Raw genomic sequence first — 26,199 nt, forward strand, 5'->3', positions numbered from 1 at the left:
TACAGTACCCCTATAAAACTTAGAGAAATTTGACAGCAACAAGGCTAGACAATCCCTGGCCCTTTACCACGAACATCATCCTTATCTGTTAATTGACCTTCCTTATCTTCATTCGCTTCTATTAGTTCTTCTGAACGGTTGGCAATATCTTGTTCGACTTCTTGACGTGCATCACCAGGAACTTCATAATACATTTCTGGCTCAACTGCATAGTTGTTTAATAAACCTTCTTTATCTACAGTGTAGCCATCGGTGGTACGAATACTATCGCCCTCAGTTTGGTCGTCAGTAGGAGCGCTGGCTTCTCTTTCTTCTGTGGGGAGCGTTTTGTATAAGTCTCCTTCTCTTTCTTTACGAGCCGCTGTTTCTGCTGGGACAATACCTCTATCATATACATCAGATTCAACGCGATCCGAAGAGTCTATTGCTCTATTAAAATCTTTATTACTCATAATTTATGTCCTCGTTAAAACATTTTGTTCATTACTTCTTTGATTAGATTACGGTTTGAAAAAAGATAAAGATACTATCTTGAGAAGGGAATTAATTTGCATGAGTAAGTATTTACTCTATCAAAAGATATATCTTGATTGCTAATTTTAGACTTTTTCCTGCATTTCACAGCCTTTGAGAAAGGTTACACCAATTTGAAAAAAGAATGCGACAGATTGTAGGGGCAAGGCATTGCCTTGCCCTCTAGAATCTATTGATGTATCGCAAACATTATTTGAATTGATATTAGATAAATTGAAAAACTATTTGCAATGCATCAGTAACGCAAGAAAAGCATTGCCAGAGGTGCCATACTCTCGCTGCTAACGCACCCTACTGGACTAATAAAAATAATAAATAATATATAGAAATTAGATGTGATTTTTGAAAAAATTTCAGTAACACACGAAAATTTAGACCAGAGATGCGTTACGCGATCGCTAACGCATCCTCCTGGACTGACAAGACTAAAATGTGGCAATATAATTTTCTTGTGGGGTTGACATCTTGTGCCCCCAGGACGGGCAAGATGCCCATCCCACAAGAGTTTGAGCAATGCCCTATTTTAGTCTAGACACGCTACTACATGGTTATTTATAAAGTAAAAATATAATTACTGAAACTTAACGCACCATCCATGCGGTGGTGCGTTACCCAAAGTAGCACAATGCGGTGACCCTACCGTAGGGTACTCCTGCGGAGAAAGAGTACCCGCAGAAGCGTATACAGCAACGCCACTTGCTACAACGGGGTGAACCCCCACACCGCAGTGGCTCCTCAGCACTCAGTAATAGGGTTGGCGGTACTTATTTACCCAAAATCTGTGCTTTAAACTGGTTAATTTCCCCAACTAATTCTTGTCGAGTGTTGGCTTTGAGTAGATAACGGAAGGTTAACCAGCCTGTATAACCAATTCCAATCAACTCAAAAGTTGGTGCTATTAAAGGAATACTATTTAGTGCAGACAGGATTGCTAATACTACTTTGAGTGTGACAATCGCTGACAAAATTAAAATGATGGTCACCAAAGGCTGCTGGTATTGCTGATAAAAGCTGCCTAAATATTCTGGCAAATTTGCCAAAAAATCAGAAACATTGCTCAAAATTTCCTGCAATTCTGAATTAGAATTTTTAGCAGGTGGTAGCTTTGGTAAGTTTTGATTGTCTGCCCCTGTCAGAGCTATTGCCCCTTCTGCTGAGTTAGAATTGGCTACTTCAATTGGCTGTTCTTGGGTTTCCATAAGTTTTATATGTTCGGTAACACAACAGTTTTTATAGGTGATGGAGCTTCACTAATAATAATAGTACTTATTCTATGAAAATTATCTCAGTTTTTATTCAAAAGTCTATAATCAAGGAAAATTTTCCTTTGATTATAGACTATTAGACCTGTAATTTAGATTTTGGGGTTATGTGCATTGCACCCTGTTTAGGAAAGTGAATTAGTTTGTAGTCATAACTTCAGTTGTGCAAGATTTAAGTACTAAAGTGCTAACTACAAACTAGTTAAATTCATTTGGGCGATTTATGAATCCAGCTGCCGATGGATAATTTATTGTTGCTTAGGTGGAGCAACTGCGGCTTTAACTACTACTTTTGTGACACCTTTAATTTCTTTTGACAAAGGTTCAATCTTAGCTAACTGTTGCTGATTGTTAACAGTTCCGCCAACAGTCACAGTACCATCTTTTGCTGCTTCAACTGTTAAAGCACCATTGGGGATGTTAGCCTCTAATTTAGAGCGAACTTCACTGGCTAAGTCGCCTTCAGCTCTTTGTGCATCGCCACCAGTGGTGTTATTGCGTTGTTCACGGGCGCGAATATCAGAGTTTAATTGTCTGCGACGAGTTTCGCTTTGAGCATCTTGTTGAGCTGCTTCTGTGGCTTTGGCGCTAGGTGCTTGTACAGCTTCGTTAGGATTAGCGGGAGCAGATTCACTTGTTTTAGCACCATTATCACAAGCAACAGCACCAAACATGAGAAGACTGCCAATTAAGAACGGTGTTAGCTTTTTCATTTGTTTACTCTTGGTATAAAAAGGGTTAATTGTGCTGATGTGTGTGGGAGAGAAGAGGCAGGGGGAAAGGGAAAAGGTGAAGGGGAGAATGGTATTCCTTTAACCCTTTTCCCTTTCATGCAGAGGCGCGATTATATGGTTTCGTCGCGGCGATCGATGATGACTACAGCAGGCTCGTCTGTAGCAACATCGCTTACATAATTGGGGTGTGTATGGTCAACAACTGTTCTATCGTGGTGGTGATGTGCTCTGTCTAAATCGGTAGCATCGTATACTGCCCAATCTTCGATACCACGACGGCGGAGAATATTTTCAGCTTGATGGATTTCCGATTCTGTACCATCAACCATGACTATATAGTCACCTTTGTTGAAGCGATCGCTATAAACTCGCGCCCGATTTTCGGGAATTCCTAAGCCAACCAAGCCACCTGTAATTCCACCTGCGGCTGCACCAATCGCCCCACCTGTGACTGTTGTAGCTAAGGCTGTGGCTGCTGCACCACCTGCAATTACGGGGCCGACTCCAGGAATGGCTAATGCACCCAAACCAACTAATAGACCACCCAATCCACCTAAGGCTGCACCTGTAGCGGCACCTGCTTTAGCACCTTCATCGGCTTTATTACCAGTGCCCACATTTCTGTCTACAGCAGTATTTACACCAGTGTTCACACCCGCAATGCGATCGCCTTCGTTGTGTTTAGCAATGATCGAGACTCGGCTCATGGGGAAACCCGCATCGCGCAGTTCTGTGAGTGCGGCTTCTGCATCGCGGCGATGAGCAAATACACCAACCGCCCGTCTGTTGGCGCGAACATCCCCAACTGGTCTGTCGTGGTTGTCGTGGTGGTGATGCACTCTGTCTAAATCGGTAGCATCGTATACTGCCCAATCTTCAATACCACGACGGCGGAGAATATTTTCAGCTTGATGGATTTCGGATTCTGTACCATCAACGATCACGAGATAGTCGCCTCTGTTGAAGCGATCGCTATAAACTCGCGCCCGGTTTTCAGGAATTCCTAAGCCAACTAAGCCACCTGTAATTCCACCTGCAGCTGCACCAATTGCGCCGCCTGTGACTGCTGTAGCTAAGGCTGTGGCTGCTGCACCACCTGCAATTACGGGGCCGACTCCGGGAATGGCTAATGCACCCAAACCAACTAATAGACCACCTAATCCACCTAAGGCTGCACCTGTAGCTGCACCTGCTTTGGCACCTTCATCGGCTTTATTACCAGTGCCCACATTTCTATCTACACCAGTATTTACACCAGTGTTCACACCCGCAATGCGATCGCCTTCGTTGTGTTTAGCAATGATCGAGACTCGGCTCATGGGGAAGCCTGCATCACGCAATTCTGTAAGTGCAGCTTCTGCATCGCGGCGATGAGCAAATACACCAATCGCCCGTTTGTTGGTGCGAACATCTCTATGAGTACCAACAGCACCTACAGGCGCAACAGGTGCAACGCGATCGCTAGCTACATTTTCGCTAGTGGGGCGATCAAAAACATTGAACTCGTCAATATTCCAGCGTCGGAGAATGGGTTCGACTCTAGCAATTTCTGCTTCTGTACCATCAAAAATTACTAGATAGCCGCCACGTTCTACGCGTTCGTTATACATTCTGGCGCGTTCTTCGGGAATTCCTAAGCCAATTAATCCTCCAAGTAAGCTACCTGCGGCTGCACCAATTGCACCACCTGCAACGGTTGTGGCTAAAGCTGTGGCGGCTGCACCAGCCAGCATAATGGGGCCAATTCCAGGGATGGCTAGGCTACCAAGACCTACCAACAAGCCAGTTAGACCACCTAATGCACCACCGGAAACTGCACCGATTGTTGCACCTTCATCAGATTTATCGCCGACTTTTTCTGTAACTGGAGTTCCCGCAATATCACCGTGGCGATCGCCTTCTCTGGCGATGACAGAAACTCTATCCATTGCTATGCCAGAATTGCTTAATTCCCGCAGTGCTTGTTCAGTATCATGACGATTATGAAATACACCTATAGCTCGTCTAACTACAGCCATTGTTTTCTCCCAATAAGAAAATTACTTAAACAACAAAATTATTAAGCTTCAGCTAAGACTATTTAGGCTTTTTTAAAATTGCTTTTCATCAATCATTTGGGAGAAATTATTCCTCTATCATTGGATATAGATTTTTTATAAGCGAAATTTATCTCTGATATATTGCTTTCTAGGCAAGGATTTTCGCATTTAATTTTATGTACATTGCCGCATATTTTGCTAGGGCAATTTATTTTTATTGCTGCTTCAACATGACACCTTAGTGTTTTCTTAGATAAATTTTAATAATTTTATTTTTATATAAATGAAACAAAAATTCACATAAAAATTTGCTTTTAATGCTATTCATTCGGCATGAAATTTTAATGTTATATATACTTATTCAATGTGAGATACCACTTTTGACCCATAGATATATTACTTAGGAAAGTGTATGCCCGCATCTCTACTATTTACACTGATAACTAAGCCATTTCCTCTAACAGCGATTTAATATTTGGTAAACCGCAGGTTAGGCATTATCTATAAAGTAAGTTGGCAAAGAAATAGAACACAATTGCCTACCTGACAAAAGCGTTAATTATTAATAAATGAATCGATGTTTTAGAGAAATGGCATTGAACCATCGAACGTAAGAGAGAAAATACTATGTTTCAAAGTTTTGAAACTATGTTGAGATGGGGTTGGCTACCTTTAGGCATCACAAGCACAGATAGCATACCAGAAGTTATCAGTCCAGAAAGAGTGTCACTTGTCTTTTCCAGCCCTAAATTTTTAGTGGCTTTTTTGGCTGGTACTTTAATGGCTTTAGCCTTTCAATTATTGCTCACAAATTTTTCTTTAGCTGTTGGTATTTCATCTTGGGATAATGATGCAGATGATGACGATAGCTCAGGTAGTTTGGGACATTCAATTCGCAAAGTAGAAGCGAAAGTAGGTTTGTGGGCATTAATTTCTGCTAGTACCGCCTTATTTATTGCTTGTTTTCTAGCAGTAAAACTAAGTTTAATTCAAAGTGCCCTTTTCGGAGCCATCATTGGTGTAGTTATTTGGTCTACCTTTTTCTCATTGGTAGTTTGGTTTGGCTCATCAGCAATCGGTTCTTTAATTGGTTCTCTCGCCTCTACCTTGACTACTGGTTTGCAAACCCTAACGGGTACAGCAAGTGCTGGTATCGGTGCAAATATGGCACAAAGACAAATGGTTTCCACTGCTGAGGAAATCACTGCGGCGGTGCGGCGAGAATTAACTTCAGGTTTTGACCCTGATAGTATTAGGAATACATTGCAAAGTTCCTTAAGTTCTCTGCAAATACCAAACCTAGATTTAAAAGATATTCGCTCGCAATTTGATAAAATCCTCAGCGATGTTGATTTTGGTAGCATTGCTAATAGTGATGTGCTACGCAATGTCAATCGGCAAACATTTGTGGATTTAATTAGCAGTCGCACTAACTTATCTGCTGGCGATATCAATAAAATTGCTGACCAATTGCAAGCTGCTTGGACGCAAGCATCATCGCGGAAAAACCCCACAGAACAAGTAATTAATTTGCTGAAATCGGCTACACCTGAAGAATTAAATTCCGAAAAATTAGGTGAACGACTTCAGGAATTAGTGACAGTTGGCGTAAATGGTAGCGGTAATGGCAATGGTAGCAATGGTGTATTGAAGCAAGCGGCTCAATATGGCGTAGGTGCTGCTATCCCCGCAGTGCTGGATCGAGTAGATTTCTCTAATGTAGATATCGGCAAAATTACCAATCAGTTACAAAAACTGAAAGACAAAGTTCAAGATATCGACGTTGAGAAAATTACCCACGAACTGCAAAGTTTTACCGAGAAAACTACCGAACAAATAACTGAGAAATTGCCTACATCCAACCGCAACAATATTAAAGCGGATGTAGAAGATTACATTTCCAATTCTTTCCCTTGGCATTTTAATCGCCTGACAATCAAAGATGAATTCCAAGAACTCATCTACGATCCACAAGCCGATCCAGCAACCACACGCCGAGAGTTGGAAGAAATCAATGAAAACTATATTACCAGCTTGTTAAGCCGGCGAGATGATCTAAGCGAAGCTAGAATCAAAGAAATTTCTCAGCAGTTAGAAAGCATTCGCCAAGAAGTTTTAGCAACTGTGCAACAATCAAGCACCCGAGATAAATGGCAAGATGTGCGTAGTCAGTTGGAAAATTATCTGCGTTCAACAGGGAAAGAAGAACTCAAACCAGAAAATATTGAGCGTAATTTCACAGAGATACTCCAAGATCCACAAGTTGGTTTTGCAGAGTTGAGCGATCGCTTCTCGCAATTTGACCGCGATACCTTTGTACAATTGCTCCAGCAACGTCAAGATATTGACGATGAGCAAATCAATAATATTATTGGTCAACTGGAAAGCAGTCGCGATTCTATCTTGAATAGTGCGAGAGAATTGCAAGAACAAGCACAAGCAAAAACTGCGGAATTGCGTCAACGAGTAGAAGATTATCTGCGGAATACTAACAAGGATGAACTGAATCCTGATGGTATCAAGCGCGATTTTAGAACTTTAATCGAAGACCCACAAGCGGGATTTGCAGCTTTAAAAGAACGCCTCTCGCAATTTGACCGTGATACATTTGTGCAACTACTTTCTCAACGTCAAGATTTGAGCGAAGACCAAGTTAATCAAATTATCGATCAGTTAGAAGGTGTCAGAGATAATATCTTACAAGCACCCCAAGCAGTTGCAGATAAAGCCAAAGAACAATACGAACAAACTAGTACCAAGATTGCAGAATATCTCCGCAATACCAATTTGGAAGAACTCAACCCCGAAGGTATTAGAAAAGATTTAGAAACCTTACTTTCCGATCCACAACAAGGTGCTGTAGCTTTACGCGATCGCCTTTCGCACTTTGACCGTGATACCCTGGTACAACTCCTCAGCCAACGGGAAGGCTTAAGCGAAGAACAAGTTAATCGCACTATCGACCAATTCCAAGAAGCGATTAATAGTATAGTCAAAGCACCTCGACGCTTAGTCAACCGCACCAGCCAACGGGTAATAGATTTTGAAAAGACTCTGGAAAATTACCTGCGTCACACAAACAAAGAAGAACTCAACCCCGATAGTATCAAGCGCGATTTACAATTACTCTTGCAAGATCCAAGATTGGGTATTGGAAATTTAGCCGAACGCCTATCTAGATTCGACCGTTCGACAATTGTCGCGTTGCTATCTCAACGAGAAGATATCTCGGAAGAAGAAGCCAAACGGATTGTCGATCAAATCTTGTCGATTAGCGAATCTCTAGGGAAGCAATATCAGCAGATTCAGCAAAAAGTACAATCAGTTATTGATGGTGTTTTTGGCAGAATCCGCAACTATCTCAACTCCTTGGATCGTCCCGAACTCAACTATGAAAGCATTCAACAAGACTTTGCTAAAGTCTTCGACGATCCGCAAGCTGGATTTGAAGCCTTACGCGATCGCCTCAGCCATTTTGATCGCGATACCTTAGTAGCGTTGATTAGTTCGCGTTCCGATATTTCTGGGGAAGACGCTAACCGTATTATCGACCAAATCGAAACCGCACGCGATCGCGTCTTACATCAAGCCGAACGCATTCAAGAAGAAACCCAAAAACGCATCAAAGCCATTCAGCACCAAGCTAAAAAGCAAGTTGAAGAAACCAAAAAAACCGTCGCCAGTGCAGCTTGGTGGCTATTTAGTACAGCCTTCACTTCCTTAGTTGCAAGTGCGATCGCTGGAGTTATCGCCGCCACAGGTGGGTTAAACTTCATTGGGTAAGGGGGAAGGGTAAGGGTTTTATCTGTTTTCTCTTAACCAAATCCTAATCCTCCTATCCAACTCATCATCTATATATATTTCAATTCCGTCAGCCCGATCCGGCGGAACTCATGGAACACCAACTAAGCCTGCTTCACCTTGATTTCTGGGTGTAAGCAGGTTTATTTATGCAAACAGACGCGATGAATCGCGTCTCTACAAGAATTAAAGAATTCTTTCCCAATCCCCAATCCCCAATCCCCAATCCCGAAAACTGCGATCGCAATCACCATACTGTGAGATATATATCACAGGGAATATCCGCACTTATCACTTAGGTTGTGTACAAAATTAATCATACTGATACATAAGCTGAAGCTTTCAGCGATCGCCTGGCAGGTGTGGGGAGTGACGATTATGTCTGAAAAATTATTATTAGCAGTAGGCCTCACGTTAAGTCTTGTTTTATTTACAAAAATGAGTTGGTCAGCCCCAACTCAGACTACTAGCAGTATTGAGTTAGAGCATCCAGGGTTCACTGTTAGCCAAGTAGCTGAGTAATTGATGATACTACAGATGGCACATGGCTGATATTGCCCATATCATAAGCTGAAGTATAAATATTTCTCAGCGTCAGCTGAGTATTGAGTAACTAATATGGCGGCAGCGATTATGAAAAGCCAAATTCTAGCCACAACAGTATTCTTAACTATAATCAGCTACACAACAAGCGCCCAAGCTGCAAATTCTGAACATATTAGACAATTATTGGCTAGCAAACAATGTCAAAATTGTGACCTAACAAATGCGGGTTTGGTATTAGCTGACTTATCAGGAGCCAATTTAAGCGGTGCTAATCTTGCCGGTGCTAATCTCAGCCGTGCAAACTTAACCGGTGCGGATTTAAGAGGTGCAAATTTAAGTGGTGCTGGTTTATTTGGTGTAAACCTGAGCGGTGCTAGACTGGCGGGAGCAAATCTAGCAGGTGCAGATTTACGAAATAGCTATTTAGCCAATGCAGAATTAACCGGAGTCAACCTTAATAGCACTTACCTGCAAGGTGCCGTTGGGATACCAGCACAAATTGCCACACCAGACGAATTTTATGCTTGGGGTGTAGCAGAAGGACAAAAAGGCAACGTCCGCCAAGCCATTGATTATTTTAACCAAGCGATCGCGGCTAAAGATGACTACGCAGGCGCATATTTAGCTCGTGGTATTGCCCGTTACCAAATCCTAGACCGCCAAGGTGCATTCCAAGATGCCCAAGTTGCAGAAAAGCTGTTTACTTCTCAACAAAATAGTTCTGGAATCCAAACATCCCAAGCTTTTATTAAAGAACTGCAAACACCGCCAGATGGTAAAGTCAGCGTTGGTAAACCTAGCTTTTTTGACTTTATTGGCAGTCTCGGCTCAGTCTTGCTGCAATTCTTCCCCTTCTAAGAAATATCTTGATTCAGGTTACTATTTCAGTATTTCCAAAGCGAAAATATCTCAGTTTTCGGATGCTTAAATAGTAAATATTATCGCAGGATTTTTTTAATTTGAATCACATCTTTGTTTGTGGCACAGCATTGCTATACCACAGTGTATTATTTTCTATGGGCTGATGGAGCTTACTCTCAGCACTAACGCATCATCAAATTGAATGTCACTTAATTGAGTGAGATTTAGATACCCGACTTTTGAAAAAGTCGGGTATCTGATCAGCAGTGTTTGCTTTAGTAGTGCTATTCATCCCTGGCTTTTATCAGCACAGAGACATCAAAAAACACTCATGATTAAGAATTCCTAAACGTAATTACGAATTACGAATTAGTAATTACGCTTCATCTAAAGCTGCAATACCGGGTAATACTTTACCTTCGAGTAATTCCAAGCTAGCACCACCGCCAGTTGAGATGTGGCTCATTTGATCGGCTAAACCTACCTTCTCTACAGCCGCTACAGAGTCACCACCACCGATGATAGTGGTAGCGCCAGTTTTGCTAATGTCAGCGAGGGTATGAGCGATCGCTTCTGTACCTACAGCAAATTTATCAAATTCAAACACACCCATTGGCCCGTTCCAAACTACTGATTTGCAATCTGCAAGCGCGTCTTGGAAGACTTTGACTGAGTCTGGGCCGATATCCAAACCCATACCATCAGCTGGGATGTTCTCGATGCTGACAGTTGTAGCATTGGCATCAGGAGCAAACTTATCTGCTACTACTACATCTGTGGGTAACAAGAAGGTAACACCACGTTCTTTAGCCTTAGCTTCCAAAGATTTCGCTAATTCTAGCTTGTCTTCTTCAACCAAAGACTTACCAACATTCAAACCACGGGCTTTGTAGAAGGTGAAAATCATCCCACCACCGATGATGAGTTTATCGCACTTCTCTAGCAGTGTTTCAATTACACCAATTTTGCTAGAAACCTTGGAACCACCAATAATCGCTGCTAAAGGACGTTGGGGATTTTCAATCGCATTTTGCAGATATTGCAATTCCTTTTCAACCAAATAGCCAGCTACAGAAGGGCTAAGGAATTTAGTTACACCTTCAGTAGAAGCATGGGCGCGGTGGGCAGTACCAAACGCATCATTTACATAAAAATCAGCATTGGATGCCAACTTTTTCGCAAATTCTGGGTCGTTTTTTTCCTCTTCCTTATAGAAGCGGACATTTTCTAACAGCAGCACTTGGCCGTTTTGTAAAGCACCGACTTTAGCGGCAACATCATCACCGATACAATCGTCTGTTTTAATAACTTCTTGACCCAGTAATTCCGACAACCGTTTAGCAACGGGAGTCAAACGCAATTTGTCATCCACACCCTTAGGACGACCAAAATGGCTTGCTAGAATTACCTTAGCTCCCTTCTGCGTTAAATCTTGGATAGTTGGCAGGGCGGCACGAATCCGAGTATCGTCTGTGATATTGCCTTGGTCATCCACAGGTACGTTAAAATCCACCCGTACTAAAGCACGTTTTCCAGATACATCTGTCGCAGATAAATTTGCTAAAGTTTTTTTGGACACAGCCAGACCCTCCTGATCGCCTTTTTGTTATTGTTTTGAAAGTAGAACCATCCAGATTTTACCGGAGTACGGGGTACGGAGGTGAGAGATATGTTCAAGACAGTTCTATTTCCTATTGATCAAAGTCGGGAAGCCAGAGAAGCTGCCGACGTAGTTACCAATGTTGTGCAGAAGTATGGTAGTCGTTTGGTGCTGCTATCCGTAGTGGAAGAACCACCCACAGACGCACCTGTTGCCGATCCAATGGTGTCGCCAGATGTGGTTGCCAAACTTTTAGAAAATGCCCAAACTTTATTTTCTCAACAAGGAATTAAAGCTGAAATTTTAGAACGGCAAGGCAAACCAGCTTTTACCATCTGTGATGTTGCCGATGAAATTGCCGCAGATTTAATCATTATGGGTTGCCGGGGCTTAGGTTTAACGGATGAAGGAGCAACTGATAGCGTCACCACTCGCGTGATTAATCTTTCTCCTTGTCCAGTTTTGATTGTGCCTTAATGGGAATGGGGCATGGAAGCGGGAGGGTGAAACAGATGAGGGAGATGAGGAGGATGAGGAAGACATAAAAAATGCCAATTACCCCATGCCCAATGCCCAATGCCCCATGCCCCATTCCCCATTCCCAACATTACACTTCATTGCAAAATAAAAAGTAACCCAAAACAACGTGATAAGTTTTTTTTCATGTGAAAAAACTGCACAAGACTAATCAAGGAGAATACCAGTGGCATTGGAATCAAATCTCTTAACGGGCACAAGTGTAGTAAATGAAGATTTTAGCGAGTATGTTGCCCATTTACAGCTACACATGACTTTACAAGCTCGCAATCTGGTTCCACCTCTCAAGCCAAATCAAGAAGATAGTCGAGAGCAATTACTCCATCAAACCCAAGCCTATTTTGAAAAGCTCGCTTCTCGGCAAGGTTTGTAAATTATTTAAACTTTCAATTAATTTCACTTAATATTTACATAAAAATAAAGCGGATATTGTTGATATATGCTAAGAGTGTTATCATCAAATCTGCTTTTTTTATTTATTTTCAGTATTTTGTCAGCAAGATCACTCTTTTGGATCACTAGCTAGAGGCGGAAAGCCGCTAATATTATTATTGCAGCAATTACTCAGCAAGAGCAGTTAATTAAGGCTTAATGGCGGCTCGAATTAAAATGACTTCACTACTTCCTCGAAATCTCAGCGTGATCGTCCGACCAGTCCAATACCGGGATTTGGACGGTATCGAACGCCTCCATCAAGAGTCATTCGCAGCTCTCACCCCCAAGGGAGCTGATTCTGCCACTCGCCAGATGCAATGGCTGCGACGCTGGTATGGCTTTTTGAAATTTTTAAGTTGGTTTCCTAACCCTTTACAGTATCTATTTTGTTCCTACGTAGCAGAGCAAGGGCGAATGCTGCTGGGAATGATTCAGGTGTCTCCGTTTAACCGTACCCGCAGTACTTGGCGTGTTGATCGGGTGATGCTTGACCGTGCTACAGATAAGCAAGTAATAGGTTCGCAACTTTTACGGTATTGCTTTGAGTCACTGGTCGAAGCACGGACTTGGATACTGGAAGTTAATGTTAATGACCTCGAAGCCTTAGCATTATATCGGCAAAACGGATTTCAACGTTTGGCAGAAATGACCTATTGGGAAATAGAACCCGAATTGTTGAGTGAATTGGCACAAGCAGAGCCAGATTTGCCTAACCTACTGCCGATAAGTAATGCTGATGCTCAGTTGCTTTATCAATTAGATACAGCATCAATGCCGCCTTTGGTGCGTCAGGTGTTCGATCGCAATACCCGTGACTTTAAAACGAGTTTGTTTGGAGCCTTAAGCGATGCTATCAAACAATGGGTGACGAAAACAGAAGTAGTCAGTGGCTACGTATTTGAACCCCAACGCAAAGCTGCGATCGGACATTTTCAGGTACAACTTGATCGCAAGGGTATTACCCCCCACGTAGCAACCCTGACGGTTCACCCTGCCTATACTTGGTTGTATCCCGAGTTGCTGTCTCAACTTGCGCGCATTGTCCAAGATTTTCCCCAACAAGGATTGCGACTAGCTTCCTCCGATTATCAACCAGAGCGAGAAGAGTATTTAGAGCGTATTGGAGCTAAACGCATCGAACATACTTTAATTATGTCTCGCTCAGTGTGGCACAAATTACGAGAGTCTAAATTTGTCTCCCTCGAAGGCATTCAATGGCCAGAAGTTTTGCAAGGACTACAACCTGCCCGTAAACCCATACCTGGTGGGATGTCATGGACACAACTGCCAACGCGATCGCCTGAGAGGACAGTGCCAACTAAATCAGAACCTGCTGCCTTTGAAACATCTTGCCAGCCTGAAGCAGCAGATGCACAGCAGGATAAAGGATGAAGTGCTAATTGGTCTAAAAACCGTCCCTAATGGCTAATTTAAGTGATATCTCTTTAGAGATAAGGTAATTTCACACTTCAGCCTTAAGCCTTCAGTTGATACTCAGGAGCAAGCACAAAAATTGATTTCAGCTTTAGGATTAGATTTCGGTCGTAAACGTATTGGTGTCGCTGGGTGTGATGGCACAGGCTTAATCGCAACTGGAATCACCACCATTGAGCGCACATCTTTTGAACAAGATGTGGAACAACTACGACAACTAGTAAATCAACGTCAAGTACAAGTACTAGTTATCGGCTTACCTTATTCAATGGATGGTTCCTTAGGCTTTCAGGCACATCAAGTGCAAAAATTTGCCAAAAGGCTCGCTAAAGCCCTACAACTGCCTGTGGAATACGTGGATGAGCGATTGACTTCATTCCAAGCAGAACAACTGCTAAAGGCAGAAAACCGCTCACCATCACGCCATAAAGCTTTGATTGATCGCAAAGCTGCTGCTTTAATTTTGCAGCAATGGCTGGATGCTCGCCGCGCTCAATCTCATAAATCGGCAATAGCGGCTGAGTATTGATACCTTTTAACATGATATTCTGAAAACTATTACCAGGCAGTTGTATTACATCTCAAGCTATTTATCAGGCACAATTCGGTCATTAAATAGTTAAACGATCTCCAAATTTGCTGCTATTTATAAAGTCCCAAACCTCGGCTATGTTTTCCTCACAATTTCCTGACGACAATGATCGCTCTAATGCTGGTTCCATCACCTTGACTGACGACAAGGGGCGGAGTCTGGATTGTTATATCGAACATTCCCTATCAGTTGATGGGCAAGAATATGTATTACTTCTACCTGTGGATTCGCCTGTAGAAATTTTTGCTTGGCAAGGTGAAAACGAGGAAGAAGAAGCCGTTCTAGTAGAAGATGATTACACCCTAGAAAAGATTTTTGCTACTGCTCAAGCCGTGTTGTCAGAGCAAAATCTCATGTTAAAAAATACCGCCTATGCACTCACTGTTGCTGGCGAATTACCTCCCGTAGAAGACTCAGAACTGTTCACATTAGAAATTGAAGATGATGAAGCAGATTTAGAGCCAGAACAATTACAACTCTTGGCTAGCTTCTACGATGAAGAACAGGAATACGCCATCTATACACCACTAGATCCCCTGCTCTTTTTTGCCCGCATTTCCAACACAGGTGAACCTGAACTACTTTCTCCAGAAGAATTCCGCAAGGTACAACCTTTATTAGAAGAACATCTTTTTAATGAAGTTGAATAATAATTACTAATTCGTAATTCGTAATTCGTAATTAAATAAGCACAGCAAAACCACCAAATCACAAGATTATGGTGGTGTTTTGTAGGGTGTGTTGTCGCGCAGCGCAACGCACCGTCAATAATTCGGCAGGCACTTTACCCTTGAGGCGAGTCAGACAGGTGAAAAAAGGGGTAAAAAGCTGAGGTTATAATGACAACGTTAATTTGCTTAGATTTTTAGGGAACTCTAGTAATAGAAATTTATATTCTGATACCTCGAACCATTAATACAAAGCAATGGCTTGAGGGCTCTATTACTATTAAATGTCTTATTGCATCAATCCTCATTGCCCAAAATCTGTTGACCCAGCGAATGCAAAAAACCGTATTTGCCGTAACTGTGGGTCAGATATTCTGCTGCAAGGTCGCTATCAAGTACTGAAACTACTAGGACATGGAGGCTTTGGTAAGACTTTTGAAGTGGATGATGGAGGTACACTTAAAGTCTTAAAAGTCCTAACAGAGAATAATTTAAAAGCTATTGAACTATTTCAGCAAGAAGCAAAAGTTTTAAGCCAGTTAGATAATCCTGGAATTCCCAGGGTAGAATCAGATGCTTATTTTACAGTTTTACCTAAAAATAGCTCTGTCCCATTGCATTGTTTAGTGATGGAGAAAATCGATGGCTTAGATTTAGAGCAATGGATGGAATGTCATAACTATCAACCAATTTCTCAATCTCAAGCTTTCAATTGGCTCAAGCAACTTGTAGAAATTCTCACTAAATTACACGCTCATCAATATTTTCATCGTGATATTAAGCCTCAGAATATCATGTTACGACCTAGTGGGCAGCTTGTCTTAATTGATTTTGGAGCGGTTCGACAAGTTACTACAACCATTTTGGTGGGAAATTCTCATACCAGAATAATTTCACAAGGATATTCACCGCCAGAGCAACAAAATGGTTATTCAGTACCACAGTCAGACTTTTTCGCTTTGGGGCGAACTTTTATTTTTCTACTCACAGGTAAAGAACCCCAAGATAAAGAAATTTATAACCCTCTGACTAACGAATTGAACTGGCGAAAATATGCATTAAATATTTCTCCACTTTTTGCAGACTTAATAGACAATTTAATGGCTCCCAGCGCAAGCCAGCGACCTCAAAATACAGAATTTATTTTGCTGCAATTACAAAATATAGAAAAAGAGTTACATAACACTCATAAACTATATCAATCAAGAATATTTCAATCAGCTAGCAAAGTTAAATCTCCTGCGTTATCGACTTCTGTAGCTACTGTATCAGTTGGTGTCATAAAATCACTAAATACTTCTTATAAGCAAACTCCTAAAAGCAAAATATATGGGCAATTTTTCATTGGCTTAGGAGTTATATTATGTTCTGGTTTTGCTATTACAGCAATTAACCAATCCAGTATAAAAACTCAAGTTTCTCCTGTAGAAAATATTCCAATTACTATTCCTAGTATAGTTTCCTCACCAGTTAACCAAATTCCAGAAACTATAAATGAAGCTAAACCTAAACCAGCAATAAGTCCTTTAAATTTACCTGTATCTGAAACAGTAGAAGCCGAACAAGCTCAAAGCAAAGCAGTAGAAAAAGAAAAACGTCAAGCTGCTTTTAAAGCAGAGCAAGAGAGACAAGCGGCTATTAAAAGAGAATTTGCAGCTAGAGCCGAAAAGGAGAAGCTAGAAGTTTTAATTAAGGAGAAAAAAATACAAGATGATTTATTAGTACAAAAAAGGCGACAAGACGCACTTTTAATTCAGCGCAAACGACAACAGGAGGCAATAGAAGCTGAAAAACCTCAGATCAAGCGCACTGCTTTACGAACAAAGCCACCACAAAAAAACACTATAAAAGCCCGAAGTAATCAGCAACTACCAGTTAAACAAAAAAAAGATGTAGTAAATCAAAATAATACTGCAATTAACACTAAAAATCCTTGGGAGTATAAAGATACTATTCCAAAAGCATCAGATGAATTAGAAAAGGTAATAAGAGAAGGAAACCAATGAGAAAACTTGTATTCAAAAGTTTAATTACTTTCTTTGTAACTAGCTCTGCATTATTGTTAACACCCATGAGCAGTTATGCACAGGTTAATATGAAAATACTGACCAACGTTGCTAAAAGTTGTCAAAAAGATGCTCCTTCTGCCAACTATTACAAGTCAATGGGGTTTGATCGTGATATGAATTACCCTGGTTCAATTGAATCTTGTGTATTGAGAAGATACCATTACTCCTTAATTATATCTAAATTCTCTTGGCTGCCTTCCACGGGAGAAATACTACCTGGATATATTAGTTCGGTGTTAGTTGGAACTCTAGCATATCAGACTGGGCCTGATTTATCTCTTTTAGACTGTATTGCTAGTCAGGATACCTCTAGTAAAGAATGCTGGGCTACCCGAGAATATATTGCTCTGGACTCGAAAGTGAGAGATTACAATTCTTCTATATATACTATGGGGTATAGTCAACCTCTTTATCTTGCTTATGTTTGTCCTACTTGTGTCGTTGCTCATGATGAAATCTCCGGTTCCAGAGATGAAATTTTAAAAGCTTTTATGAAATGGTTTCTTACACTTGAGAAACCAAAAAGAAGAGAATTAATGTCACTTTTAGGCGATAACGAACAAGCTATTCAGTTAAGGTCTCAAATAAGAGATGAATCTCAGCAAGCCGTACAAGAATATCTAAAAGCTCGCGCAAGAGTTGAGCAGCAGGAACGGGAGAGACGCAGACGAGAACTACTTGGTCAATAGTTGTTGTTTAAACTATAGAGAACAATGCATTAAGGCGTGAATATTCATAACCTTATTATTACCATTAATGAGGTAGAAATTCTCCACCTTATGCATCTTCTAACTTTACGTTTTTGTAGCTGTATATGAAATTAAAATTCCACGTTCTCAGGGGTGCGAGGGAAGGGAATTACATCTCGAATATTCCCCATACCCGTCATAAATTGCACAAGGCGCTCAAAACCTAAGCCGAAACCAGCGTGAGGTACAGAACCAAAGCGACGTAAATCTAAATACCACCATAAATCTTCTGGTTTCATCCCTTGTGCTAATACACGCCGTTCTAGCACGTCTAGCCGTTCTTCCCGTTGTGAACCACCGACAATTTCGCCGATTTTCGGTGCGAGAATATCCATTGCGCGCACAGTCTTTTCATCATCGTTTAACCGCATATAAAAAGCTTTGATTTGCGCTGGATAATCAGTCACAATTACTGGTTTTTTAAACAGTTGTTCAGCTAAATAGCGTTCGTGTTCTGATTGTAAATCTAGACCCCAACTAACGGGATATTCAAACTTGAAATCGGCTTTTTCTAAAAGTTTGATGGCATCTGTATAAGTTAAACGCTCAAATTGATTATTAATAATATTTTCTGCGGTTGCTAATACAGAATTATCAATGCGTTGATTAAAAAATTCCATATCTTCTGGACATTTTTCCAACACATATTTAAAAATGTATTTGAGAAATGCCTCAGCTAAATCCATATCACCATTAAGGTCACAAAATGCCATTTCTGGCTCAACCATCCAAAATTCGGCTAAGTGACGTGAGGTGTTGGAATTTTCTGCACGGAAGGTAGGGCCAAAAGTGTAGACATTACTAAACGCCATCGCCATCACTTCGGCTTCTAACTGTCCGCTAACAGTTAAATATGCAGGTTTCCCAAAAAAGTCTTTACTGTAATCGACAGCTTGGTTGTCTGTGCGGGGAATATTTTTCAAATCCAAGCTAGTGACGCTAAACATTTCGCCTGCGCCTTCGCAATCGCTAGCCGTAATGATGGGTGTGTGTACCCACAAAAAGCCTCTTTCCTGGAAAAAGTTGTGAATGGCTGTAGAACAAGCATTGCGGACGCGGAAAACTGCACCAAAAGAATTAGTGCGCGATCGCAAATGTCCAATGGTACGCAAAAATTCAAAGGAGTGGCGTTTCTTTTGCAGTGGATAAACTTCGGGATCAGCTTCACCATAGACTTTCACGGTTTCGGCTTTCAGTTCAATTCGCTGTCCTTTACCTTGGGAAGCCACCAACACGCCGGCTACTTCTACCGCCGCACCTGTATTGACTTTTTTTAAAATCACATCGTAGTCTGGCACATCTTCGTTGATCACAACTTGCAAATTCGCCAAAGATGAACCGTCATTAACTTCAATAAAAGCAAACCCTTTCAACTCGCGTTTCGTCCGCACCCAGCCTTGAACTACGAGGGAATCATCAGGTTCACCACTTCGCAATATTTCTCCAATTCGTCGATTTACCATAATTTACCCAGCACAGGACTTTAATATCCAGCCTATGATAACGCCCATTCCACCAAAGCGGACGGCTTGCCAGAAAGGTTTCTTGAAGCTACGCCAAGAAAATAATTGGCTTTCTAAGTTGAGTTCTAGCGCTTCCAACTGCTGTTTAATTTGCCGTAACTCTGCCTTGATTTCTGGGGTAGGATTTTTATTTTGCTGCAATTCTTGGCGACGCTGTTGCCATTTTGCCTTTTGTTCGCGATCGCTTTGCACTTGATTGTATCGTTCTTTAAGGGAGAAAAGCGATCGCTCTACTTCTTGCAGTTCTTGTTCAAAATCGGCTTCGGAATTTCCCTCGGGTAAAGAATTAGAAAACTGTTTAGGCGGCTTCATTTTGCAGTAGTAAATTATGATTAAATGAGAGTCTGCCAATAGTCAATAGCTAAAATTGAGACTATAAACTAACTCAGCACTTATCATTTAGTACTCAGCATTTAGACTCATGTCTCAACCTACCCAGCTGCCTAAAACCAGCCAACTGAATGAATTTAGCACTCTGGAACTAGCCCAAGCTCTCATGGAGAGACTAAGCATTTCCCCTAACGATTGGCATCGCCTCAAGTCTAACCGCAATTCCCGCGCTCGTGAACAGGCTGCCGCTGCTCTGGTGTTTCTCCTGAAGGATCAGCCACAAGAAGCACTCGCCAGATTAGAACAGGCTACTGGTTGGTTAGATCGTACGATTTCTGCTCCCCCTTGTCCGACTCATGGTCATGGGGGGAAGGGGGCTGGTGATTAGGGACTGGGTACTGGGTACTGGGAAAAAAGGAAAATCAATAACTTTTGACACTTGACCTTTGACCCTTGACTCTTTACCGATACCTAATCCCTGATCCCCGATCCCCAATCCCTAGCATCACCGCCGCAGAGATAGGCGGGGGCGGGGGGTTTCTAGCTGTTTACAAAGCCTTAATTCTGTGCCCTTTCGGTTCCACTCTACCTGATCAAAGATTTGATGCAGTAGACAAAGACCTCGACCACTTTCTGCTTCGTCTGGAGGGAGATAATCAATGGGATCGGGATCGCAATCAGAATCAGATTCTGATGATGGACTAAAACCGTTACCTTGATCTGATATAATCCACCAATATTGATTATCTATCAAGGAAAAACGTACTAAGACTGTTTTACTAGGGTCTAAGTTATTACCATGTTTTGCTGCGTTGACTAAGGCTTCTTGGAGTCCTAGCCGCAGTTCTGCTTGCATTCTTTCTGGAATTTCTGCCAAGAGTAAATCTAAGATTGGACACAGATAGAGGGTTGAGGCAAAACTAATAGTGCCCCAATAACGTCCAACTGGACGGAGCGAGATGGTAATCACAAGAGAAACCCCATAGCTTTCAGTTAGCTAGACATCAGTTTGCTATCACAGGCACCCTGATAAATATTGAGGTGGTCATGCTGCCTTCAAACTTGCGTCTTTAAAACTAAATTTTGAAAATGCTAGGGAGCATTGACTCTATTTATGAATTAGAGATTGTTTAATACATAAAACGGCTTGGAGTTATATCCAAAGGCAGTCAGGCAATAAAAAAATGCTAATGATTAAAAGTAGCATTTTTATGTTATGTCTGTTGGCCGATTTGGCATTTTACAATCAGATTCATAATTTAATTGAGTCTATGCAACATCAGTTTTTTAAAAAAATCAATCTATTTTTAGCTTAATTCAATTTTAGCATTTTTACTATGCAATAGACTACAAATTTGAAATTTGAGTTTTTGTCAAGGTGGCAGTACCCCCGTATTATTGAGATAACGCAAGAAATGCGGCAGCTTCCACATGAGCAGTTTGCGGAAAAAAATCAGCAGGTTGCACCCGTGTGAGCGTATATAGCCCATCTTGGCAGAGCAGCTTCAAGTCACGAGCCAAGGTAGCTACTTTACAGCTGACGTAAACGATTCTTTGTGGTTTCGTTTGCCGTAAAGATTCGATGACAGCGCGATCGCAACCTTTGCGAGGCGGATCGAGTAATACCACATCTGGGACGCTTTCCATCTGTGGCAGCAATTTTTCTACTGCCCCGGTTTGGAAGGTGACATTATTAATTCCATTGCGTTGAGCGTTCAAAATTGCTTGCTGTACTGCCTCTGCCTGTACTTCTAGCCCGGTAGCTTGCTGTACTTGTTTCGCCAAAGGCAAGGTCAAAGTTCCAATTCCACAGTAGGCATCCACCAATACCTCATACCCTTGAAGATTCAGTTCTGACTGAATTACTTCTAAAAGTGCCTCTGCTGTTTCAGTATAAACCTGAAAAAACGTATCGGGTAGTACCTGAAATTCCAATCCTGCAAATTTTTCGTGCAAGTATGGCATACCAGCAATGCAGCGAGTCTCACTACCAAAGATGGCATTAGTGCGATCGCCATTGCGATTTAACGATACACCTACTAACTGGGGATAGCGTTGCAACCATTCCTGTGCTTGGGTTTCAATGCATGGTAAATGCCAATCTTTAACAACTAGAGTTAATAAAATTTCTCCAGTGCGCCGCCCAATGCGTAAACCTAAATGGCGGATTTGCCCTTGATGACGACGTTCATCATAAATTTGCCAACCCCGCTTTTGAATATCCAGCTTCACCTCAGCAAGTAGGGGATTTAATCGCGAGTCTTGCACTGGGCATTGATTCAAGTTAATTAATTGGTGGCTAGCTTTTTGGTAGTAACCAGTTTGTACCTGCCCTGTAGAAGATTTCCCAACTGGATATGTAGCTTTGTTACGATAACCCAAAGGAGAACCTGGTACAAGTACAGGATCTACAGATGGTTGCGTGAAACCACCTATGCGTTCCAAAGCTTGGATAACTTGATTGCGTTTAGCTGTAAGCTGGAACTCATAATTAATATGCTGCCATTGGCAACCACCGCACTTATCAGCCACAATGCAACTTGGTCTTTGACGGTGGGGCGATCGTTGCAATAATTCCTGAATTTTGCCGTGGGCGTATTTCGGCTTCACGTGTAGCAAGCGCACAACAACGCGATCGCCCGGTACCGAATCGGGAACAAAGACAACGCGATCGTTATATCTGCCCACACCATCACCGGTATCGCTCAAATCCGCGATCGTCACTTCAATTAATTCACCCTGTTGCCAATTTGTGTTTGTCATTTGTTATTTGTCATTTGTCATTTGTCATTTGGGGTTTGGTAATTGGTAATGGGTAATTGGTAATAGGAGGAATTTTTAATTTATTTTTTCCCCAGTCCCTAGTCCCCAATCCCTCATCCCCAACCCCTAATCATTTCAATTCAATACATCGCTGCCTATAACCCTTCACTTGTGTACCTCCAACTCGTTAAACTAGCAAATAATATTTCGCGTGATTGCAATAATCATGACTGTAATTAGCCAAGTTATTCTCCAAGCCGACGATGAACTGCGTTATCCCAGCAGTGGCGAACTGAAAAGCATTCAAGCTTTTATGCAAACCGGTGCAAAGCGCACAAGGATTGCTAGCACCCTAGCTGAGAACGAAAAAAAGATAGTTCAGGAAGCAACCAAACAATTATGGCAGAAGCGTCCTGACTTTATTTCTCCTGGTGGCAACGCTTATGGCGAACGTCAGCGTTCTCTATGTATCCGTGACTTTGGTTGGTATTTACGCCTGATTACCTACGGCGTACTTGCTGGCGACAAAGAGCCAATCGAAAAAATCGGTTTGATTGGCGTACGGGAAATGTACAATTCACTTGGCGTTCCCGTACCTGGAATGGTAGAAGCGATCGCTTCCCTCAAAAAAGCCGCACTTGACTTATTGAGTGCAGAAGACGCTGCGGAAGCATCACCCTACTTTGATTACATTATTCAGGCCATGTCTTGATACAAATTTTGTACTGGTTCGAGTAGTGGATTTGCGTCTACTACAGTGAGTGCTCAATGTCAGCACTCAAAATCGATAACATTCCTAATTTGATCATACTCTCCCCACAACTGGTTGTGGCCTTGGCAAGCTGATGTCAAGTTATCAACCATTTGTGGGGAACTTTTATGGGTGGGGATTGGGGATTGGGGGCTGGGGATTGGGGACTGGGGACTGGGAACTGGGAACTGGGGACTGGAAACTGGGAATTTGGAAAAGCAGGGGGCAGGGTGCAGGGGCAAAAAGAACAAATTATTCCTATTACCCATTACCCCATGCCCAATGCCCAATGCCCAATGCCCCATGCCCAATGCCCAAATAACAAAAAGCCGACAGCCCTTAATATAAAGACTGTCGGCAAGTATTGTGTTCCCTATTAATGACTCGGCTAGAGTTCAGTTATAAGGAAGTATGCCAGGTTGACCTGTGTTCGGGGAGGATCTTAATCATGGGCACTAGTGATTGTTGTCACTGGATGGTTAGTACCTAACTGTATCTGCTCCAGGACTTGCTGACTTAGCCATAAAAGTGCACATTATAGCATTAGGAACTGTAACCTAAGTTACAAAGTCTAGTTATATATTGTTAAAACTAATACTTTTAAGGACAATGACTCTTAAACTTGTGAATTTGATGACGGGGGCAATTCTGCTGGTAACAACCTTAGGTTGCGCCACATCAGCGCAGAATCAACTCTCCTCAGAGAATAGCGTTACACCTGCACCCACTGCTATCCAACTCAGTTATAACTCAAAAGCCAATAGACCAGCCACTAAAACCGCTACTATTAGCATTGAAGGGGAAAAAAGTCCTATTACCCTCAGACTGTATAACCAATACAGCGATTTATTTAGTACTTACTTTCCTGAAAAAGATTTTATTGCGGAAGGTAGTAGTTCTGGTGAAGGAACGGGAGTGAGATTTATTGCTAATTTTGGAGGTAGTAAAAACGATAATGCATATATCCATGTTGCCTTTTTAAATGATTTAAAAAATCTCAATCAGTTAAGAAGTTTTATAAATGGCAAGAATGGCTTAATTGCATCTAATGGCTGGCGGGTTGTTAGCCGCAGTCAAAAAGTTGCCTATCCTTGGGCAAAAGAAAAGATAGTTTTTAGTAAAGGTAAAGATATTGTGGGTGATGTTTACCTTGGTCAGCAAAATGGCAAAGTTTTTTATGTTATTCTCCAGTTTCCAGTAGCGTATGGCGATGGATTTCCACCAAGGGCTGATTTAATTTTACAGAATCTCCAAGTAACCCGTTAAGGGACTTCCAACTAAAAAATATACTATCGCTTTTTTGGCAAGGGGACAGGGAGCAGGGGGGATATGAGAAAAGAGCTTTGATACTATAGAGAATCTCTAAAATCAGCTATGGAAACGATATGGCTGCGAAGCCACTCACTAAATTTATCTCTTCCTAACTCACCAGATGCTACTTGCAAAATTACTTGTTCTTGTTCATCCACTGTGGCGTTAATCTCAAAACCATTCAAAACCAAGAAAACTTCCATTGCGGCGTGACCGATGCGTTTATTACCATCTATGAAAGGATGATTTTTAATCAGTGAAAAACTAAGCGCTGAAGCTTTTTCAACTATCGTCGGGTAAAGTTCCTCACCACCAAAGGTCATTTTTGGTTGCGCTAAAGCTGATTCCAAAGCGCCAAGGTTAGCAATACCAGACGAACCACCAGACTGCTCAATGATGCGATGATAGAGTGCTAATACCTCTTGCAAAGTCAGGTAGCGCATTATGCTAGACGCTTGTACAGTTCAGCATTTTTATTGAGTACGTAGTTCATTGCATCTTGAAACGATGTTTCTGGCTGATTTAGCAATTCTTCAACACCCATTAACACTAATTCTTCTACTGATATACCAAGATGAGTAGCTTTTTGTTGCAACTTCAGCAAATACTCATCGGGAATGTTGATTGTAATGGTATTCATAGTTTGATCTGAGGCTTGAAGATACCATTAATGTAGCACTGTAAGCAAACTGCCAAAAGTGCGATCGCACTTTTGGCAGTTTAATTATGAGAAAGCGATCACATCGAAATTATTGATAACTGCCAAATATTTCAGCAATTTATTTTTTGTTTTTTTGGATTCAGGATAAGTTTGAGAGTGAATTCGCCACTTTCTCAATTAATTTTACCATTGCCTTTAACGTTAGCAATCATACATTCATGTTCATGATTTTTGATTTTGTGACTTAAACCTACCTGCAATAAACTCTCGCTTATTTAAATGTTTAGTCTTGCGTTTGGTAACTCGCTTTCGCCACATACAGAAACTGGATTCTTTCATTTGCTGCCGCATTAAGACAATTACCTGTTTCTCTTTTAGCCCAAACTGAGTTTCAATAACATCAAAAGGTGTTCTATCTTCCCATGCCATTTCAATGATGCGATCAATGGTTTGCGGATCAAAATTTGGTAACTTCATGATGAGAGCTTGTCAGGTCAATTCGAGGTATATCTACTTTACTTGAGGAAGCACAGGGAGTAAGTAAAAAGTTGAACAAGAGTGTCTGCCGAGATATCCACAAAATAGGACAGGTTATAAACTGGAAACTTCGGTTTTTTCAGGATGGAACATAAATGATAAAACTCAAATTTGCTATTATTGCGATGGTAATTGTCATATTCTCTGTTTCTGCCTACTATTCTAAGTCTGTTCTCGATTGGGCAGCAGAAGCTGGTGGATTTGGTTCTTGCTCTTGGTGTTCCCAAACCCACCCTTTCTACATAGCAACAAACCAGGAAATAGCTGACTTTTTTACTCTTGGTTGTCTTATCGGAGGACTGACAATTTCCACCTGGGTTATGCTGCTCAATTTTGAAAAGAATAGTTGAGTAAGGGACAGCTTAGTCAGCTTCTTCGCGCTACTCGCGAACTTCTGGGTTTAACGCAAGAGCAATTTATTGAGCAGTTACCTGCATTTGCATCATTGAAACCGATAGAATA

At 41.6% G+C, this 26,199-nt stretch carries 27 protein-coding genes; 15 read left to right on the top strand and 12 right to left on the bottom strand.

Annotation, left to right across the window (positions count from 1 at the left end; genetic code table 11):
- Positions 1-44 precede the first annotated feature (44 nt).
- From AACU25_RS26020 to AACU25_RS26035, 4 genes are all read right to left on the bottom strand, one after another.
- Complete coding sequence (locus AACU25_RS26020) at positions 45-452, bottom strand: hypothetical protein (protein ID WP_045868403.1); 408 nt, start codon at positions 450-452, stop codon at positions 45-47.
- A gap of 846 nt (positions 453-1,298) precedes the next feature.
- The gene (locus tag AACU25_RS26025; RefSeq protein ID WP_096580623.1) at positions 1,299-1,733 is read right to left on the bottom strand and encodes a CAAD domain-containing protein; all 435 of its coding nucleotides are present in this window, start codon (positions 1,731-1,733) and stop codon (positions 1,299-1,301) included.
- 311 nt (positions 1,734-2,044) lie between these two features.
- Positions 2,045-2,509, bottom strand: coding sequence for a BON domain-containing protein (locus AACU25_RS26030; protein WP_096580625.1), 465 nt, complete (start codon positions 2,507-2,509; stop codon positions 2,045-2,047).
- A gap of 131 nt (positions 2,510-2,640) precedes the next feature.
- Entirely contained in the window at positions 2,641-4,548 is a 1,908-nt protein-coding gene (locus AACU25_RS26035; RefSeq protein WP_096580627.1) for a hypothetical protein, read from the bottom strand.
- A 648-nt stretch (positions 4,549-5,196) separates the two neighbouring features.
- Here AACU25_RS26035 and AACU25_RS26040 point away from each other — a divergent pair.
- The 4 genes from AACU25_RS26040 to AACU25_RS26055 all read left to right on the top strand — a co-directional run bounded on the left by AACU25_RS26040 (position 5,197) and on the right by AACU25_RS26055 (position 9,774).
- Positions 5,197-8,352, top strand: coding sequence for a coiled-coil domain-containing protein (locus tag AACU25_RS26040; RefSeq protein WP_096580629.1), 3,156 nt, complete (start codon positions 5,197-5,199; stop codon positions 8,350-8,352).
- A 167-nt stretch (positions 8,353-8,519) separates the two neighbouring features.
- Positions 8,520-8,669, top strand: a complete 150-nt coding sequence (locus AACU25_RS26045; RefSeq protein WP_190445778.1) for a hypothetical protein — start codon at positions 8,520-8,522, stop codon at positions 8,667-8,669.
- Positions 8,670-8,748: 79 nt separating this feature from the next.
- The gene (locus AACU25_RS26050; protein ID WP_155539005.1) at positions 8,749-8,892 is read left to right on the top strand and encodes a hypothetical protein; all 144 of its coding nucleotides are present in this window, start codon (positions 8,749-8,751) and stop codon (positions 8,890-8,892) included.
- A 111-nt stretch (positions 8,893-9,003) separates the two neighbouring features.
- Positions 9,004-9,774, top strand: coding sequence for a pentapeptide repeat-containing protein (locus AACU25_RS26055; protein ID WP_096584075.1), 771 nt, complete (start codon positions 9,004-9,006; stop codon positions 9,772-9,774).
- Positions 9,775-10,153: 379 nt separating this feature from the next.
- Here AACU25_RS26055 and AACU25_RS26060 read toward each other — a convergent pair whose 3' ends face one another.
- Entirely contained in the window at positions 10,154-11,356 is a 1,203-nt protein-coding gene (locus tag AACU25_RS26060; protein ID WP_096580631.1) for a phosphoglycerate kinase, read from the bottom strand.
- 90 nt (positions 11,357-11,446) lie between these two features.
- Here AACU25_RS26060 and AACU25_RS26065 point away from each other — a divergent pair, with 90 nt between their 5' ends.
- The 7 genes from AACU25_RS26065 (at position 11,447) to AACU25_RS26095 (ending at position 17,801) form a co-directional block, all read left to right on the top strand.
- Positions 11,447-11,854, top strand: coding sequence for a universal stress protein (locus AACU25_RS26065; RefSeq protein ID WP_096580633.1), 408 nt, complete (start codon positions 11,447-11,449; stop codon positions 11,852-11,854).
- 232 nt (positions 11,855-12,086) lie between these two features.
- On the top strand, positions 12,087-12,287 hold the full coding sequence (locus AACU25_RS26070) for a hypothetical protein (RefSeq protein ID WP_045868913.1): 201 nt from the start codon (positions 12,087-12,089) through the stop codon (positions 12,285-12,287).
- A 218-nt stretch (positions 12,288-12,505) separates the two neighbouring features.
- Positions 12,506-13,741 carry a GNAT family N-acetyltransferase gene (locus AACU25_RS26075; RefSeq protein ID WP_096580635.1) on the top strand — a complete coding sequence of 412 codons (1,236 nt, stop codon included), beginning with the start codon at positions 12,506-12,508 and terminating at the stop codon, positions 13,739-13,741.
- A 67-nt stretch (positions 13,742-13,808) separates the two neighbouring features.
- Entirely contained in the window at positions 13,809-14,312 is a 504-nt protein-coding gene (gene ruvX / locus AACU25_RS26080; RefSeq protein ID WP_096580637.1) for a Holliday junction resolvase RuvX, read from the top strand.
- A gap of 140 nt (positions 14,313-14,452) precedes the next feature.
- Complete coding sequence (locus tag AACU25_RS26085) at positions 14,453-15,025, top strand: DUF3727 domain-containing protein (RefSeq protein WP_096580639.1); 573 nt, start codon at positions 14,453-14,455, stop codon at positions 15,023-15,025.
- Positions 15,026-15,327: 302 nt separating this feature from the next.
- On the top strand, positions 15,328-17,049 hold the full coding sequence (locus AACU25_RS26090) for a serine/threonine protein kinase (protein WP_096580641.1): 1,722 nt from the start codon (positions 15,328-15,330) through the stop codon (positions 17,047-17,049).
- Positions 17,046-17,801: a hypothetical protein gene (locus AACU25_RS26095; protein WP_096580644.1), complete on the top strand. Its 756-nt coding sequence runs from the start codon at positions 17,046-17,048 to the stop codon at positions 17,799-17,801. Before AACU25_RS26090 ends, AACU25_RS26095 begins: the two co-directional genes overlap by 4 nt.
- A gap of 131 nt (positions 17,802-17,932) precedes the next feature.
- On the opposite strand, the gene asnS is transcribed toward AACU25_RS26095, so the two are convergent.
- Together asnS and AACU25_RS26105 are read right to left on the bottom strand one after the other, a co-directional pair.
- The gene (asnS, locus tag AACU25_RS26100; RefSeq protein WP_096580646.1) at positions 17,933-19,324 is read right to left on the bottom strand and encodes an asparagine--tRNA ligase; all 1,392 of its coding nucleotides are present in this window, start codon (positions 19,322-19,324) and stop codon (positions 17,933-17,935) included.
- A gap of 3 nt (positions 19,325-19,327) precedes the next feature.
- Positions 19,328-19,696 (bottom strand): sll0565 family protein, encoded by a 369-nt coding sequence (locus AACU25_RS26105; protein WP_096580648.1) that lies wholly within the window; start codon positions 19,694-19,696, stop codon positions 19,328-19,330.
- 109 nt (positions 19,697-19,805) lie between these two features.
- On the opposite strand from AACU25_RS26105, the gene AACU25_RS26110 reads away from it, so the two are divergent.
- Positions 19,806-20,102 (top strand): DUF6439 family protein, encoded by a 297-nt coding sequence (locus tag AACU25_RS26110; protein ID WP_096580650.1) that lies wholly within the window; start codon positions 19,806-19,808, stop codon positions 20,100-20,102.
- Between the two features lie 117 nt (positions 20,103-20,219).
- Here AACU25_RS26110 and AACU25_RS26115 read toward each other — a convergent pair whose 3' ends face one another.
- Positions 20,220-20,684, bottom strand: a complete 465-nt coding sequence (locus AACU25_RS26115) for an ATP-binding protein (protein ID WP_096580652.1) — start codon at positions 20,682-20,684, stop codon at positions 20,220-20,222.
- A gap of 425 nt (positions 20,685-21,109) precedes the next feature.
- Positions 21,110-22,477, bottom strand: a complete 1,368-nt coding sequence (gene rlmD / locus AACU25_RS26120; protein WP_096580654.1) for a 23S rRNA (uracil(1939)-C(5))-methyltransferase RlmD — start codon at positions 22,475-22,477, stop codon at positions 21,110-21,112.
- Positions 22,478-22,703: 226 nt separating this feature from the next.
- Between rlmD and apcD the strand changes: the two genes are divergently transcribed.
- Together apcD and AACU25_RS26130 are read left to right on the top strand one after the other, a co-directional pair.
- Positions 22,704-23,189, top strand: coding sequence for an allophycocyanin subunit alpha-B (gene apcD, locus AACU25_RS26125; RefSeq protein WP_096580656.1), 486 nt, complete (start codon positions 22,704-22,706; stop codon positions 23,187-23,189).
- Between the two features lie 648 nt (positions 23,190-23,837).
- A complete protein-coding gene (locus AACU25_RS26130; protein WP_096580660.1) occupies positions 23,838-24,494 on the top strand; it encodes a hypothetical protein in 657 nt (218 codons plus the stop codon).
- Positions 24,495-24,577: 83 nt separating this feature from the next.
- Here the strand turns inward: AACU25_RS26130 and AACU25_RS26135 are convergent, their stop codons facing one another.
- From AACU25_RS26135 to AACU25_RS26145, 3 genes are all read right to left on the bottom strand, one after another.
- A complete protein-coding gene (locus AACU25_RS26135) occupies positions 24,578-24,982 on the bottom strand; it encodes a type II toxin-antitoxin system death-on-curing family toxin (protein WP_096580662.1) in 405 nt (134 codons plus the stop codon).
- A complete protein-coding gene (locus tag AACU25_RS26140) occupies positions 24,982-25,179 on the bottom strand; it encodes a DNA-binding protein (RefSeq protein ID WP_096580664.1) in 198 nt (65 codons plus the stop codon). Before AACU25_RS26140 ends, AACU25_RS26135 begins: the two co-directional genes overlap by 1 nt.
- A gap of 243 nt (positions 25,180-25,422) precedes the next feature.
- Positions 25,423-25,677 (bottom strand): TIGR03643 family protein, encoded by a 255-nt coding sequence (locus tag AACU25_RS26145; RefSeq protein ID WP_096580666.1) that lies wholly within the window; start codon positions 25,675-25,677, stop codon positions 25,423-25,425.
- Between the two features lie 155 nt (positions 25,678-25,832).
- On the opposite strand from AACU25_RS26145, the gene AACU25_RS26150 reads away from it, so the two are divergent.
- Entirely contained in the window at positions 25,833-26,087 is a 255-nt protein-coding gene (locus AACU25_RS26150) for a hypothetical protein (protein WP_190445779.1), read from the top strand.
- Positions 26,088-26,199: the final 112 nt, after the last annotated feature.

The organism is Tolypothrix tenuis PCC 7101, assembly GCF_963874875.1.
Taxonomy (GTDB): Bacteria; Cyanobacteriota; Cyanobacteriia; order Cyanobacteriales; family Nostocaceae; genus Aulosira; species Aulosira tenue.

Bases quoted from the DNA above. Each gene is read 5' to 3' on its own strand.
- AACU25_RS26020 (WP_045868403.1), bottom strand. From the start codon at position 452: ATGAGTAATAAAGATTTTAATAGAGCAATAGACTCTTCGGATCGCGTT.
- AACU25_RS26025 (WP_096580623.1), bottom strand. From the start codon at position 1,733: ATGGAAACCCAAGAACAGCCAATTGAAGTAGCCAATTCTAACTCAGCA.
- AACU25_RS26030 (WP_096580625.1), bottom strand. From the start codon at position 2,509: ATGAAAAAGCTAACACCGTTCTTAATTGGCAGTCTTCTCATGTTTGGT.
- AACU25_RS26035 (WP_096580627.1), bottom strand. From the start codon at position 4,548: ATGGCTGTAGTTAGACGAGCTATAGGTGTATTTCATAATCGTCATGAT.
- AACU25_RS26040 (WP_096580629.1), top strand. From the start codon at position 5,197: ATGTTTCAAAGTTTTGAAACTATGTTGAGATGGGGTTGGCTACCTTTA.
- AACU25_RS26045 (WP_190445778.1), top strand. From the start codon at position 8,520: ATGCAAACAGACGCGATGAATCGCGTCTCTACAAGAATTAAAGAATTC.
- AACU25_RS26050 (WP_155539005.1), top strand. From the start codon at position 8,749: ATGTCTGAAAAATTATTATTAGCAGTAGGCCTCACGTTAAGTCTTGTT.
- AACU25_RS26055 (WP_096584075.1), top strand. From the start codon at position 9,004: ATGAAAAGCCAAATTCTAGCCACAACAGTATTCTTAACTATAATCAGC.
- AACU25_RS26065 (WP_096580633.1), top strand. From the start codon at position 11,447: ATGTTCAAGACAGTTCTATTTCCTATTGATCAAAGTCGGGAAGCCAGA.
- AACU25_RS26075 (WP_096580635.1), top strand. From the start codon at position 12,506: ATGGCGGCTCGAATTAAAATGACTTCACTACTTCCTCGAAATCTCAGC.
- AACU25_RS26085 (WP_096580639.1), top strand. From the start codon at position 14,453: ATGTTTTCCTCACAATTTCCTGACGACAATGATCGCTCTAATGCTGGT.
- AACU25_RS26090 (WP_096580641.1), top strand. From the start codon at position 15,328: ATGTCTTATTGCATCAATCCTCATTGCCCAAAATCTGTTGACCCAGCG.
- AACU25_RS26095 (WP_096580644.1), top strand. From the start codon at position 17,046: ATGAGAAAACTTGTATTCAAAAGTTTAATTACTTTCTTTGTAACTAGC.
- asnS (WP_096580646.1), bottom strand. From the start codon at position 19,324: ATGGTAAATCGACGAATTGGAGAAATATTGCGAAGTGGTGAACCTGAT.
- AACU25_RS26105 (WP_096580648.1), bottom strand. From the start codon at position 19,696: ATGAAGCCGCCTAAACAGTTTTCTAATTCTTTACCCGAGGGAAATTCC.
- AACU25_RS26110 (WP_096580650.1), top strand. From the start codon at position 19,806: ATGTCTCAACCTACCCAGCTGCCTAAAACCAGCCAACTGAATGAATTT.
- rlmD (WP_096580654.1), bottom strand. From the start codon at position 22,477: ATGACAAACACAAATTGGCAACAGGGTGAATTAATTGAAGTGACGATC.
- apcD (WP_096580656.1), top strand. From the start codon at position 22,704: ATGACTGTAATTAGCCAAGTTATTCTCCAAGCCGACGATGAACTGCGT.
- AACU25_RS26130 (WP_096580660.1), top strand. From the start codon at position 23,838: ATGACTCTTAAACTTGTGAATTTGATGACGGGGGCAATTCTGCTGGTA.
- AACU25_RS26135 (WP_096580662.1), bottom strand. From the start codon at position 24,982: ATGCGCTACCTGACTTTGCAAGAGGTATTAGCACTCTATCATCGCATC.
- AACU25_RS26140 (WP_096580664.1), bottom strand. From the start codon at position 25,179: ATGAATACCATTACAATCAACATTCCCGATGAGTATTTGCTGAAGTTG.
- AACU25_RS26145 (WP_096580666.1), bottom strand. From the start codon at position 25,677: ATGAAGTTACCAAATTTTGATCCGCAAACCATTGATCGCATCATTGAA.
- AACU25_RS26150 (WP_190445779.1), top strand. From the start codon at position 25,833: ATGATAAAACTCAAATTTGCTATTATTGCGATGGTAATTGTCATATTC.